Origin of the sequence: Muricoccus harenae, assembly GCF_009848505.1 — a bacterium.
Lineage (GTDB): Bacteria > Pseudomonadota > Alphaproteobacteria > Acetobacterales > Acetobacteraceae > Roseomonas > Roseomonas harenae.
In genome coordinates this window covers 143,236-156,423 of record NZ_WWDL01000002.1, presented here as the reverse complement: position 1 = coordinate 156,423, position 13,188 = coordinate 143,236, and the positions used below count along the sequence as shown (strand labels likewise).

The 13,188-nt window shown below is 70.1% G+C and carries 13 protein-coding genes and 1 riboswitch; of the genes, 8 read left to right on the top strand and 5 right to left on the bottom strand.

Annotation, left to right across the window (positions count from 1 at the left end; all coding sequences use genetic code 11):
• Positions 1–960, bottom strand: a complete 960-nt coding sequence (gene cbiB / locus GSE44_RS02950) for an adenosylcobinamide-phosphate synthase CbiB (RefSeq protein WP_159347152.1) — start codon at positions 958–960, stop codon at positions 1–3.
• On the opposite strand from cbiB, the gene cobD reads away from it, so the two are divergent.
• From cobD to GSE44_RS02910, 8 genes are all read left to right on the top strand, one after another.
• The gene (gene cobD / locus GSE44_RS02945; RefSeq protein WP_201305917.1) at positions 959–1,984 is read left to right on the top strand and encodes a threonine-phosphate decarboxylase CobD; all 1,026 of its coding nucleotides are present in this window, start codon (positions 959–961) and stop codon (positions 1,982–1,984) included. The genes cbiB and cobD overlap by 2 nt on opposite strands.
• Positions 1,981–2,229, top strand: a riboswitch (cobalamin riboswitch). It overlaps the preceding gene by 4 nt.
• Positions 2,230–2,433: 204 nt before the next feature.
• Positions 2,434–5,325 carry a TonB-dependent receptor domain-containing protein gene (locus GSE44_RS02940; protein WP_201305908.1) on the top strand — a complete coding sequence of 964 codons (2,892 nt, stop codon included), beginning with the start codon at positions 2,434–2,436 and terminating at the stop codon, positions 5,323–5,325.
• On the top strand, positions 5,322–6,242 hold the full coding sequence (locus tag GSE44_RS02935) for an ABC transporter substrate-binding protein (RefSeq protein WP_201305907.1): 921 nt from the start codon (positions 5,322–5,324) through the stop codon (positions 6,240–6,242). Before GSE44_RS02940 ends, GSE44_RS02935 begins: the two co-directional genes overlap by 4 nt.
• Entirely contained in the window at positions 6,239–7,207 is a 969-nt protein-coding gene (locus GSE44_RS02930; RefSeq protein WP_159347150.1) for a FecCD family ABC transporter permease, read from the top strand. The genes GSE44_RS02935 and GSE44_RS02930 overlap by 4 nt, the downstream gene beginning before the upstream one ends.
• Entirely contained in the window at positions 7,204–7,962 is a 759-nt protein-coding gene (locus GSE44_RS02925; RefSeq protein ID WP_159347148.1) for an ABC transporter ATP-binding protein, read from the top strand. The genes GSE44_RS02930 and GSE44_RS02925 overlap by 4 nt, the downstream gene beginning before the upstream one ends.
• Before the next feature lie 226 nt (positions 7,963–8,188).
• Entirely contained in the window at positions 8,189–8,449 is a 261-nt protein-coding gene (locus GSE44_RS02920) for a hypothetical protein (protein ID WP_159347146.1), read from the top strand.
• 148 nt (positions 8,450–8,597) lie between these two features.
• Entirely contained in the window at positions 8,598–9,392 is a 795-nt protein-coding gene (locus GSE44_RS02915; protein WP_159347144.1) for a trypsin-like serine peptidase, read from the top strand.
• A gap of 158 nt (positions 9,393–9,550) precedes the next feature.
• The gene (locus GSE44_RS02910; RefSeq protein WP_159347142.1) at positions 9,551–10,294 is read left to right on the top strand and encodes a hypothetical protein; all 744 of its coding nucleotides are present in this window, start codon (positions 9,551–9,553) and stop codon (positions 10,292–10,294) included.
• A 67-nt stretch (positions 10,295–10,361) separates the two neighbouring features.
• Here GSE44_RS02910 and GSE44_RS02905 read toward each other — a convergent pair whose 3' ends face one another.
• The 4 genes from GSE44_RS02905 to GSE44_RS02890 all read right to left on the bottom strand — a co-directional run bounded on the left by GSE44_RS02905 (position 10,362) and on the right by GSE44_RS02890 (position 13,141).
• Entirely contained in the window at positions 10,362–10,697 is a 336-nt protein-coding gene (locus GSE44_RS02905; protein ID WP_159347140.1) for a hypothetical protein, read from the bottom strand.
• Positions 10,698–10,796: 99 nt separating this feature from the next.
• Positions 10,797–11,186 carry a DUF202 domain-containing protein gene (locus tag GSE44_RS02900; protein ID WP_159347138.1) on the bottom strand — a complete coding sequence of 130 codons (390 nt, stop codon included), beginning with the start codon at positions 11,184–11,186 and terminating at the stop codon, positions 10,797–10,799.
• Positions 11,187–11,683: 497 nt separating this feature from the next.
• A complete protein-coding gene (locus GSE44_RS02895; RefSeq protein WP_159347136.1) occupies positions 11,684–12,583 on the bottom strand; it encodes an alpha/beta hydrolase family protein in 900 nt (299 codons plus the stop codon).
• 66 nt (positions 12,584–12,649) lie between these two features.
• Positions 12,650–13,141: a cupin domain-containing protein gene (locus GSE44_RS02890; protein ID WP_235924523.1), complete on the bottom strand. Its 492-nt coding sequence runs from the start codon at positions 13,139–13,141 to the stop codon at positions 12,650–12,652.
• Positions 13,142–13,188: the final 47 nt, after the last annotated feature.

The following is a 13,188-nucleotide window of genomic DNA, read 5'->3' as shown; positions in this document are numbered from 1 at the left end:
TCAGGCCGTGATCCAGGCCAGCAGGACCAGCCCGCCCACCAGCAGCGCATCCGCCACGCGGAACAGCCGCAGCGCCTTGCGAATATCGGCGGCATCCGCCTCTCGCCTGCCATCCCCCATGGCCGCATCCACCACCATCACCCCGCCATAGCGGCGCGGCCCGGCGAGGGACAGGCCCAGCGCCCCTGCCATCGCCGCCTCCGGCCAGCCTGCATTGGGGGAACGGTGGTGCCGCGCATCGCGCCACACGGCCCGCCATGCGGCACGCGGGTCCGCGCCGGGCAGGATCGCCGCGGCGGCAATGACCAGCGCCGCCGAAAGGCGCGAGGCGGGAAGGTTCACCAGGTCGTCGAACCGGGCAGCCGCCCAGCCGAAGGACGCATGTCGCGGCGTGCGGTGGCCGATCATGCTGTCGGCCGTGTTCACTGCCTTGTAAGCCACACCGCCGGCGAGCCCGAAGGCCGCCAGCCAGAAGGCGGGCGCCACCACCCCGTCCGAGGCGTTCTCGGCCAGGCTTTCAATGGCGGCCCGCGCGACCCCGGCCTCGTCCAGCACCGCCGTGTCACGGCCGACGATGTGGGACACCGCCACACGCCCCGCCTCAAGTCCGTCCCGCTCCAGCGCCGCGGCCACCCGCGCGACATGATCGTGGAGGCTACGCTGAGCCGGAAGGGTGCAGGCCAGCACCACCAGGGGCAGTAGTCCCCAGGACAGGCTCCGCAGCGCCGTCTCCAGTGCCAGCGCCGGCAGGATGGTGGCCGCGAGCAGCAGCAGCAGCGTCGCAACGCCCGCCGCCCGACGCGCCGCGTCGTCCCAGCCCGGACGATTCAGCCAGCGGTCCAGCGCCGCGATCAACGACCCGATCCAGGTGACGGGATGGCCGATGGACCGGAAGACCCGGTCCGGGTATCCGAAAGCGGCCTCGGTCAACAGGGCGAGGGCTGCGAGGGTGAGGGTCATGGTCTCCGGCGGGGTGGGCGGCTTGCCGCATGGGGGCGACCTGGGAGCCGCGCGCCGGCGATTCCCGGACGCGCCCGAACCCTTCCTCGACCTCTCCACCGGGATCAACCCCCGCCCCTGGCCGGACCCGGCGCCGCTGCCGCCGCTGCCGCCGGAGGCGTTCACCCGCCTGCCGGAGCCGGATGCGATCCGGGCGCTGGAGGCGGTGGCCGCCGCCCGCTACGAAGCCCCCTCCCCCGACCATGTTCTCGCCGCGCCGGGCACGCAGCTGCTGCTGCCGCTCGTCGCCGGGCTGGTTCCGCGCGGCGCGGCCCGCATCCTTGCCCCCACCTATGCCGAGCACCGTCGCGCCGCCGCCCTGGCCGGCCATGTGGCGGTGGAGGTGGCGGAGGTCGCCGAGTTGCATGGAGCGGCGATCGCCACTGTGGTTAACCCGAACAACCCGGATGGGCGGATCGTCTCCCGCGAGGCGCTGCTGGCCGTCGCCGGCGCCGTCCGGCTGCTGGTGGTGGACGAGGCCTTTATGGAGGTCGGCCCGAAGGCCGCATCGATGGCGCCAGAGGCGGACCGTCCGGGGCTGATCGTTCTCCGTTCCTTCGGCAAGTTCCACGGGCTGGCGGGGCTGCGGCTGGGCTTTGCCATCGCCGCGCCGGAAACCCTGGCGCCGCTGCGCGCCCTTCTCGGCCCCTGGGCGGTGACGGGACCGGCGGTCGCGCATGGAACGGCGGCGCTTGCGGATGAGGAATGGGCGGAGGCGACGCGCACCGTCCTGCGCAGCACCGCAGCGCGACTGGACGAAGTGCTGCGGCGCCACCGCCTCGAGGTGCTGGGTGGAACGCCGCTGTTCCGCTTGGCGCGCTGTCCGGACGGCACCTACGAAGGGTTGGGCCGCCAGGGCATCCTGGTCCGGGCCTTCCCGGACCGCCCTGGGCTGCTCCGCTTTGGCCTGCCGCCGGACGATCCTGCCCTGGGCCGGCTGGATCGGGCCCTGGAGGCGGTTGTAAGCCCCCTGCACCCCCTCTAGGCTGGGAATGCGAAGGTTCCACGCGAGTGGATGAAAAGGGAACGCCGTGAGCCGCCGGGAACGGGGCAAGTCGGCGGCTGCCCCCGCAACTGTCGGCGGAGAGTTGACGGTCAGGCGCCCCGATCCCGGGGCGGGCCACTGTAGGGCACCCATGAGGCGATCGCCTGTCGGGTGCGACACGGGAAGGCCATGGCCGGCAGCGAGGACCCGCAAGCCAGGAGACCTGCCCTCGCCGATGACCGTGCGGGATCCGAGGGATCCTGCACGGCGCCGCCACACTCTTGGTCCGGGCGGGGTGCACCGGATTCGGTGAAACCTTGCGTCCCCATTTGCCCATCGCTCCCCTTCCGACGCCAGCACATCACGGTGCCTCCACGCAGACGCGCGTCCGTGGCCTTCCATCCCAACCGGGATTGCACGATCCGCTATGTTATAACATAACGGATGGTATGAACGAACCGACGCAGAACTTCGCGCCCGTCTGGTCGGACAGGGAGGCACGGTTCTACGCCCTCGCCCTGGACCAGTCCGATTACCGCAGCGCCGCCGGAACCGCCCTCGCCGCCGTGTTGGCGCCGCCCGCAAGCCTGCTCGATATCGGTGCCGGCGCCGGCCATCCGCTGCTGGACTGGTTGCCGCCGGAGGCGCGATGGACGGCCTTGGAGCCGAACCGCTACCTTCGGGCGCGGCTCAGCCGCCTCGCCCGCACCGGCAGGCCGGGCCTGCTCCCCTGTGCGCAAGGTTGGCAGGACCTGTTTCGCTTCGGCCTGCATGAACTCGCCTTCGCTGCCAATATCGGTGCCACACTGGAAGCCCCGCGGGCGCTGCTCGCCGCTATGCGCTCCCGTGCCAGCCGGGCTGTCATCTGGGTGGTTCCAGCCCAGCATGGTCCGAAGCGCTGGTGCCTGTCCGGCGCCCTGCCTGCCGCGCTGCACGGCGAGGACGAAACTCCCGCCGTCGAACGGGTGCTGGCCGCCCTTGGAGACGACGCGCCAACCAGCATCACCAGCTTCGGATGGACTTTCCGCGCGAACTTTGCCGATCACGCGGCCGCCGAGGCTTATTGTGCGGACCGCCTGCGCCTGCCCTCCGGCGATTCCCGCCGCGCCGCCATTCGCGACCATGTCGCGCAGACGGCGCGGGCGCTTCCCGAGGGCGGCGTGGGACTCGCGGCGCCGAAGCGCTCCGCCCTGCTTGTCTGGAAGTTGGGAGCGCTGGCACTCGCGCTGCTTTCACCCGCCACGGCGGGTGCCCAGCAAACCGCGCCTGTCGCGGTGGACGAGGTAGTGGTCACCGCCACCAGCCGCCCCGAACCGCGCAGCCAAATCGCCGGCACGGTGCAGGTCGTGGACGAGGAGACGATCCGGCGCTCCACCGCGCGGAACCTGACCGACCTGCTGGCAGAGCAAGGCGTCAGCTTCTTCTCCGAATGGTCGCCTGGGCAGACCAGCATCAACATCCGCGGGGGCGCGACGGATGGGCAGGGGCGCGACTTCCGCTCCCAGGTGCTGGTGCTGGTGAACGGTCGCCGCGCCGGCACCGCCAATCTCTCCAAGCTGTCGCCCTCGGAAGTCGAGCGCATCGAGGTCGTTCGTGGCCCGGCCAGCGTCGTCTATGGCAGCCAGGCGATCGGCGGAGTGATCAACCTGATCATGCGTGACGCGCGAAGCTCCCCAGGCGGCTTCGTCGAAGGCGCCGCCGGCTCGTGGGGCCTGGCGGAAGGTCGCGCCCGCTACGGCGGCACGGCGCGGGGGCTGGATTATTACGCGGGTCTCTCCGGCAGCATGCAGGATGACTACCGCGTCGGCGGCGGCGCACGGCTTGGAAACACGGCCTATCAGCACCGCGGCTTCGCGACGGCCTTCGGCGGGGAGATCGGCGCGCTTGGTTATCTCGGCCTCTCTGCACGCAGCGACGGCATCTATGATGCCGGCTTCCGCGGCAGCGGTTGGAACCTTTTCAACCACGATGACCGCCGCAACCACTCCGCCGACCTGACGCTGAACGGCGCGCTGCCGAATAAGCTCCTGTCCTGGAACCTCCAGGCCTATGCGGTGCGGGACCAGGACGACTTCCACTGGAACTCCCCGATCACGCGCGGCGGCACGGGGCTTCCGGCACCGGGCACCCTGCTCGACAGCAATGAGCGGACGCTCGACATCATCGGCACACGGCTGCAGCCGGTCCTCCGCCCCTGGAGTGGCGGCGAGCTGCTGGTGGGGCTCGACCTCGAATACTCGGCGCTGCGCTCCGACCGCTACCGCATCGCGGCGCCCGGCGCCCCGACGGCCCAGGTGCCGCCGATCGACAACAACCAGACCGACCGCAATGCCGGGCTTTATGCGGAGCTGTCGCAGCGCTTCATCGGGGACCGCCTGACCTTGCGCGGCGGGGTGCGCCGGACCTACGGCACCACCTCCTTCGATTCCACGCCGAACCTCGCGCTCCAGCGCTCGCGTGACGTGGATTATGAAGCGACGACCTGGAGCGCCGGGGCAACCTTCCGCCTGCTGCCGAGCCTCGTGCTGCGTGCGAATGCCGCCACCGGCTTCCGCGCGCCGACCGCGACCGAACTGGCGGCGGACTTCACCGCGCTGGGCGGCGGGCGCACCTTCGGCAACCCCGATCTGAAGCCGGAGACGAACGAGCAATACGAGATTGGTGCTGCCTTGTACCGGCCCGGGCTGCGCCTCGACCTCGCCCTGTTCCACAACACGATCCATGACCGCATCACGACGCAGCTCCGCTCCGGCGTCGCGAACACCAGCGACTATGCCAACAATCCGGGGGACATCCTGGTGCGCGGGCTGGAAGCCCAGGCGGAGCTGGACTTCGCGCGCTGGCTCGGCTGGACCGAATGGCGCTGGCGCGGCACCGCCAATGCCGCATGGAACTTCGACATGCAGGATCGCGGCGCGGCCGCCAGCGCCAACCGGCATGTGGTGGAGCGCATGTATCGCTGGCAGGCCGGCATTGGCACCACCTTCGGCCAGGGCGACCGCTGGGACGTGACGGTGCAGGGCATCCTGCGCGGCGAGGTCTTCTACAACAGCGAGGAGAACCTGCTCATCCCCGCAGCCGAGCCCAATCGCGAGCATATCCACCGCAAGGGTACCTACGGCCTCGTGAACCTGCGCGGCAGCGTGCAGATCCTGCCGGAAAGCGCACCGAGGCTGCGTGTCTTCGGCGCCATCAACAACCTGCTGGACCGAAACTACCACGCGCTGTTCATCGCGACGGAGGACAGGCCCTACCTGTCCGATCCGCGCTTTTCGAATGGCGGGCGCGGCAACAGCGCGCCGGGGCGGGAATTCATCGCCGGTTTGCGGGCAAGCTTTTGAACGCCTCGCCGATCCTGCGCGCGGCCGAAGGCTTCAGCCGCCGCGCGCTCCTGACCATGCCAGCGCTCGCCCATGCGGCGCCGCCCTGGCCTCGCGTGCTCGTGGATGGACTGGGCCGCCGGGTGGAGATTGCCGCGCCGCCGCAGCGGATCGCGGCGATCTTCGCATCGAATGTCGAAATGCTGGCGGGGCTCGGTTTGGTGGACCGCATCGCCGCCATCGAGGCCTATACGCGCTTCCCGCCCGAGGTCGCCGGCAAGCCGCTGGTCGGCGGTAGGCTGGGCTTCTCGGCGGAGGCGATCGCGCGGCTTGGCTGCGATCTCGCGGTGATGACGCCGGCGCGCGGCGCCGCGCATCTGCTGACGGAGCCGCTGGCGCGCATCGGCATTCCCACCCTTGTCGTGATCCATCGCGACCTGCCGGGGGTGTTCGACAATATCGCCCTGCTCGGCCGCGCCACCGGCACCGAGGAACCCGCCGAGGCCTTGGCGGACCGGTTGTGCGAGCGGCTCGGCGCCCTCTCTGCCCGGCTGGCCGGGCGGCCGCCGGTCAGCCTGTTCCTGGAAACTTCGAGCAACGGCCGCGGCGCCTTCGGCACGGCCCGCCCGCGCAGCTACACGCAGGACATCCTGCTGCGCGCCGGCGGTGCCCCGGCCTTTCCGGACCTGCCTGACGCTGCCCCGGCCCAGGTTTCAGGGGAGGCGATCCTCCGTGCGGACCCGGCCGTCTACTTGCTGGCCGGCCGACCCGATCAGGCGGCGGAGGTGCCTGGCCGCCCCGGCTTCGCCGGGCTGCGCGCCGTGCGGCAGGGGCGCGTGCATCCCGTCTCTCGCCCTGGGCTGCTGATTCCGGGCCCGCGGGTGGTGGAAGGGGCGGAGCAGGTGGCGCGGCTGCTGCATCCGGAGGCCTTCGGATGACGCTTCTCCTTCCCATCCTCGGTCTGCTCGCCGGCCTGTGGCTGGGCGCCGAAATCCTGTCGCCTGGCGATATGCTGGCGTTGATCCAGGACCCGGCGGCGCCGCTGTCGCGGCTCATCATCGCCTGGCGGCTGCCGCGGGTGCTGGGGGCGGGTTGCGTCGGCGCGCTGCTGGGACTGGGCGGTGCCGTGTTCCAGGGCGTGTTCCGCAACCCGCTGGCCGAACCCTATCTGCTCGGCGCCGCCGGCGGTGCGGCGGTGGGTGCCACGGTGGCGCTGCTCGTTCCCATGCCAGTTCCATCGGGCTGGGCGCTGCCGCTCCTGGCCTTCGGCGGGGCCTGGGCGGCCTCATGGGCCGTGCTGGGGCTGGGCGGGCTTGCGGGGCCGGGCTCCATCATGGCGCTTCTGCTGGCGGGGGTCGCAGTCGCGGCCGTGCTGGGGGCGGCGCGCTCCTTCCTGATGATGGCCCTTTCGGACGAGACGGTGAGCCTGCAGGCCGTCTTGTCCTGGACATTGGGTGGCGTGCAGACGCCGTCCTGGCCGGAGCTGGGCGTGCTGGGGGCGCTCACCCTCGGCGCCCTGCTGCTCTGCCGCGCCCTGGCCCATGGGCTGGACCTTCTGGGGCTGGGGGAGACGGTCGCCGCCAGCTTCGGGTTGCGCGTGCCGCGCTTCGTGGCGCTGGCGGTGCTGGCGGGCGCGCTGGTGGTGGCGGTCTCGGTAGTCTGGGGCGGTCTGGTTGGCTTTGTCGGGTTGATGGCGCCGCATCTGGCGCGCTGGCGGCACGGCCCCGGCCATGCGGGGCTGCTGCCACGTGCCGCGGCGGCTGGGGCCGGGCTGGCCATGCTGGCGGATGGGGTAGCGCGCGCCGTGCTGCCGCCGGCGGAGATCCCGCTCGGCCTGGTCACCGCGCTGATCGGCGGGCCCTTCTTCCTTTTCGTCCTCTGGCGCGAGTTGCGCCGCGCATGAGCGTGCTGGAAGCAAATGGGCTGCGCCTGGTCCGGCGTGGGGCCGTGCTGTTGGATGGTATCTCCCTTTCGCTCCGGGCGGGCGAGATGGTGGGTCTCATCGGCCCGAACGGCGCGGGAAAATCGACGCTGCTGCGGCTGCTCGCGGGGCTGGCGCCGCCAGATGCCGGCGGGGTGACGCTGGTCGGCCAGCGGATGGAGGATTGGACGGCGCGGGAACGCGCAGCCCGGCTGGGCTACCTTCCCCAGCACTTCGCGCCGCATTGGGACTGGCGTGTCTCGGAAATGCTGCGCCTGGGGCTGGAGCGCGCCCTCCGACCGGTCCCCCTTCCCTTGCTGGCGGCACATTTCGGGCTGGGGATGCTGATGGAACGGCGCTGGTCAGACCTTTCGGGCGGTGAGCGCGCCCGGGTCCTGGCAGCCATGGTCCTGGCGCCCGACCCGCCGGTGGTGCTGGCGGACGAACCGGAAGCCGCGCTCGATATTGGCCAGGCGGCAGCCCTGATGGCGCAACTCAGGGGGCGCGCGGTGGCGGGGGCTGCGATCGTGGTCGCGCTGCATGAACTGAACCTGGCGGCTCGCTGGTGCGACCGGCTGATCCTTCTCGTGGAAGGGCGGATCGAACTGGATGGAACACCGGGCGAGGTGTTGGTGGATCGGACCCTGGACGAGGCCTTCGGCGCGCGGCTGGAACGGGTCCGGATGCCTGACGGGGAACTGCTGGTTATCCCCACCGCAGGTCTGTCGCCGGGCTGAGGCCGATCCTGCGGTGCAGGCCGTTCGAAGCGGAAAGCATCGCCCAAGCCGGCCCTTCTTGGAGGCCGTCCGCCCGCCAGGGGGCCCGAGGCGCAATCAAGGCAGTATCGTCTGATGAAACGCACGTTTTCGCCATGAAGTCCTGTGAAGGGGCCGGAGATTATCGCGATCTCAATTCATGACGCGGACGGCCCCCGGGCACGTCGCCCAATCCCGGGATGGAGCATTGTCGGACCTTCTCCGAATTCTGGTTCCCGCCATGAAAGTGGCGCTACGGCAGGCCTTGCAGGCACGAAGGACGAGCCTTCCAGACCCGGCCGCCACGCGCACCGAGGCACTCCTGCAGATCCGCCGCGAGTTGGGGGAACTCCTTGAGAGTTCCCCGCTCGGTCCGACACCCGTCGGCGAAACCGCCTATCGCGCCTTGATGGCGGCAGCGCTGGATGCCGCCGTCCGCGAAATCGCCGGGGAGGACCCGGAGGCCTGACCGGCTGCATCCGGGGGTCCGTTCCTTGCGTCCGGGCCGAGCGTGCTCGAACCTCGCCTCCCCTGCCCCAGCACCCGTGAGGGCCCAGGTGACGGGGCCGCGTTCTGGACCTGACCAGGCGCATCGGCTGGTTCCAGGGAGTCGGCGAATGAGCAATTCGAGGCGGCGCGAGACTGGACTGCCCTCATCCGGCTTGCTGGCTGCGATCGCCCTAGCCCTTCTGGGATTTTCCGGGGGCATGGCGGCGGCGCGGGAGCCGACCATTCCCTTGTCCGAACTTCCCGGCCTTGGGCCGCAGGATCCCAGGGGCCCGGTCGATGGCAGCGCCATGCCCTGGGCGGCGCTGGGGCGCGTGCAGACGGAGCTCGGTCTTCGCTGCACCGGCACGCTGATCGGGCCCCGGACCGTGCTGACGGCTGCCCATTGCCTGGTTGCGCCCCGCTCGAACAGGTTCGTGCAGCCATCATCGGTCCACTTCCTCCTCGGTTACCGGCAAGGGAGCTGGAAGGCGCAGGCGCGGGCCGTCGCCATGCAGATCGGCCCCGGCTTCGACGCTCGCACACGCCTGCCACACGGGGCCGACTGGGCACTTCTCACCCTGGACACCTCGCTTGGCCGGGCAGAGGGCAGGCTTCCCCTCCTGCGCGAGATCCCGCCACAGACCCCGCTCATGCTGGGAGGCTACCAGCAGGATCGCCCGGAACTGCTGATGGCCGATATCGAGTGCCGTGCGCTGGGGATGATGCGGCGTGATGACCGGATTTTGCTGGTCCATAGCTGCGGCGGCACGCGGGGGGCCAGCGGTGCTCCGCTTCTCGCGCGGGATCCCGGCGGAGGATGGGCGGTGGCGGGTGTCGCAGTGGCCATGGCACGGCGCGAAGCGCTGGGGGTGGCCGTGCCTGCGATCGCGGTACGCCAGGATCGGGAACAGAGCGCCGATTAGGGCGGCCGAGATATCCGCTTACCGGGGCCCGGTCCAGGTGATGCTGCGGCGCAACATTCCGCTGCGCAGGTTTGAACGTCCTTGATAGTTTGCTTGAGCTTGCAGGCGTGGCGTTTTAACAAAAGACATGATTTCGCCATGTTTGCCCCAATTCTGACATGAACCTGCGTCGTACCCTCTTGCTCCTTGGGGCGGCCGTGCTGGCCTGCTGCCTCTCCGGGTTGCCCGCCATTGCTGCTCCGGAAATGACCGTTGAATCCTGGTATTCTGGCATCCCAGCCCCGGAGCCGATCCTTCCACGGCGACCGCTGAGCCTCAGCTGGAATCCGCCCGACAAGGTCTTCTGGCTGGCGGGAGAAAGCCCCGAGCCCGCGCGCGATGCCTCAGGGAACATCGTCTCCGCCAGTGCCTGGGGGACTGCCGGCTCCCGGCAGCAAGTGTTCCGTCGCGGCGGCGTCACACTGACCATGGTCCCGCTCATCCGCGCGGAGGCTGGCTGGCATGCCGATGCCGAGGCACAGCCGAAGCTCGGGGCGGCGATCCTGCAGGAGTTGGCTGTGCCCCTCCCGGCAGGGTTGCGGTTCAATGCCAAGACGGGATTCGGCGATCCCATCGGGCTGTCCGCCCCGAACCCCGCCGGTGTCACGGGCCTGGCGTTCCGGGGCGAGGCGGGGCTTTCCGGCAGCCTTCGCCCGCTCGGCGACGCGCAGACCCGCTTCGACCTTCACCTCGTCACCACCCGCCTCCTCTCCCGCGGCATCGACGAGACCGCATCCTCCTCGAGCTGCGAACTGACGCTTCAGCTCACCCGGTTAGCCATGGCGCCGCTGCATATTGGCGCCACCTGCCCCGGGCTGGATGGCGAGAGGCGGATCACCTTCAATATCGGCGGCCGGTTCTAGCCGGGGCCGATCTCCGCCCCGGAGCGACGGATCGCCCCTGCCCTGCGGTGATCCGCCGCGTCCGGCTTCAGCGCGGCAGCAGGCGCCTCTGCGCCCTTCGAAGCAGCCACCCGCCGAGGCCCGGCGCCTTGCCGATGGCGTCCTGAAGCGCGCGCAATTCCCCCTCGGCCCGGGTGCGCGCGGCCATCGCCTCGAGCGCCTGGCCGCGAGCCACCTGCTGGCCTTCCTCCAGCGCCGCAAGGCGCCGGGACAGGAAGGCGTCGGAGCCGGCTTCCTCGACCTGGCGCAACATCCTGCGCGCCTCCGCCAATTCCTGCCGCAGTTGCGCGACCTCGGCCTGGGCCTCGGCGTCAACGCGGCGGCGGTTCCGGCCTTTCGGCCCCTTCTGTGGCCGCCGGCTCATGCCCGCAACATCCGCGGAAGCCCGTCAGGGGAAATGAAGTCCATGCGGACCCTCCAGCTTGCGCCCCCGCCTGCTACACGAGGCACGGGGGCCGATCCTTTATTCGCCGCCGGTCTCGCCGAACCAGACCCCCAGCAAAGCCCCGAGGCAAACGAGCACCAGGAACCCGTTGACGCCGATGAGCGCGGCGCGCGGAAGGCGCCTGATATCGGGCTGCGGTGGCGGCGCGCCAGCCCGCAACTCGCGCCAGACCGCCGCGACGAAGCAGAAGGCGCCGAAGAGCACAAGGACCGATCCGGTGGCGAGCACGGCCCATTCCTGCATCACGCCGCCCAAAACCTTCTTCGCGCCCACTCCGGCGGCGAGGGCCGCAAGGCCCGTGCGGACCCAGGCCGCATAGGTGCGCTCTGCCGCAAGGACGGTCCGGTCGGCCGCGAGTTCGGTCCGGCGATCGGCGCTTTCCGCCTGTTGCGATCCTGTGTCTGGCATGGCGTCTCCGCGGGGCCGGGTGGTGCAGGAACGGGATTGTCGGAGACGGGTTTAGGGAGAGGCGCCCCACGCCAGCCGCACAACTCGCGAATGGCCAGACATTGGCAGTTGGCCTCCCCTTCGCGGCCGAGAGGAACGCACCGATTCCGCCGGCGCCGCAGCGGAAGGATCAAACCTTCCCGGCCACACATTCGAGATACCAAGGACTTATCCGGACACATACACGTGAGGGTTGTGCTGGCCAGCAGAGTTATCTTAGGTTAATCCCGGCGCCGGGTGGGTACCGCGCCGCTTCCGATCGTGGCTCCCGCTCCCCTCGACCTCCGGGAGCGGGAGTTCGGAAGAACAAGAATCGTCAGATCCGGCATTCACCGGGTGTGGTCTGCAGTTGCCGCGGTGGGTCCGAAGGTGGGCCCCGCAAGCCAGTCCCCAAGGGGCCGCTCCCCTATATGACTTGGCCGCGGCTGATCGCAGGGCCTTGAACCCACGCAACGGGGTCATGGCGAAGCGAGGCTCCTCCCTGCCCAGGGATTCACGCCCTGCCGGAGCCAGAGCAGCGTATCCTTCCAGAAGCCGTGCTCGTGCCTGGCGTGGAACAGGCTGAAATGGCCGATGGCCGGAAGGCCCAGATCGTCGGGCGCCAGGAGGACTTGCTCCTTCCGCGCCGCGCGGTAATAGCCGAGGCCCCGACGGACCGCCTCCGGCGTGCCGAATTCATCGTCCGACACCGAGACGGCCAGGATCGGGGCAGTGACGGCCGCGAAACGGGAGAGAACCTCGTCCCGCCGCTCGGCCGGATGGCTGAGTTCCATCCGTGCGCGCCTGAAGCTCCATTCATTGGCGACGCCCGCGGGCAGGTCCTCCAGCCAGCCGAGGCGGCGGCCGGGGAAGTAGCCGCAGAGGGCAGTCAGGGCCGGCATGGCGACATGCCACTTCAGGAACAACTCCCGGCGCCGGTCCGCGGCGTAATCCCGCCAATAGGCATATTGCGCCCCAACGGTGAGCATGCGCGAAAGCGAGGACCCGCTCTCTGCGAGGCCCGGAAGGAAGCCGCCGATACTGTGGCCGACGGCGAGAAGCGGGCCGCCTCTTGCCTCGCCCTGCAGGAAGCGGAGGGCGGCGTCGAAATCCAGCTCGCCCCAATCGCGCCAACGGAATTTGCAGCCGCGCAGACTTGATGGGCGCGATGCGCCGATGCCGCGATAGTCGTAGGTGAGCACATTGAAGCCATGCTGCGCGAGGAAGCGCGCGTAGCGGTGGTAGTAGCGGGCGAGGACGCCGGTGGCCGCATTCACGACGACCGCGCCGTAGACGGGTCCGGACGCGGCCGGCCAGAAATGGCCACCGAGACGGACGCCATCCTGGCAGATGATCTCCACGGCCCGCTCTCCCGTCATCGGAGAGATCCGCCCGGATTGCTTATGAGCATTTCCCAGTTCATCCTGCGCGTCCCCAAATCCGGCTCAATAGGGCGAGCCGTCCTTGTGCCGGAAGCGCCAGGCGCCGTCTTCGCGGACAGCCTGGAGATCATCCGCCGGATAAGAGACCTCATCGCCCTCGCTACGGTCGCCGATTTCCAGGTACCGAACGGGCGCGCCTGAGCGGTTCTCCAGATGATGAGCGGTGCCCCCTGCCCTGAAACCGGCGCAGGCTCCCGGGTGAAGGATGGTCTCCTTCCCTCCCGTGACGAGCACCACCTCGCCTTCCAGTACATAGACGAACTCATCCTGCCGGCTGTGCGAATGCTGAAGGGCGGAGACAGCGCCAGGCTCCAGCGTCGTCAGGTTCACGCCGAAGTTGTGGAGGCCGAAGACATCGCCGAGCGGGCGCTTCACCCGCCCCGCCATTCTCTCGGCAAAGACGGCGGGATAGTTCGAGGGCTTGGTGCGCGGCGGCACGTCCTCGGCGATGACGGCAACAGGCTCGGCCATTTCTCCCTTCGGACGATCGATCATGATGGGAAGCTCCTTCTCCGGTGCACGCCGAATGCGGGCTGCCATCC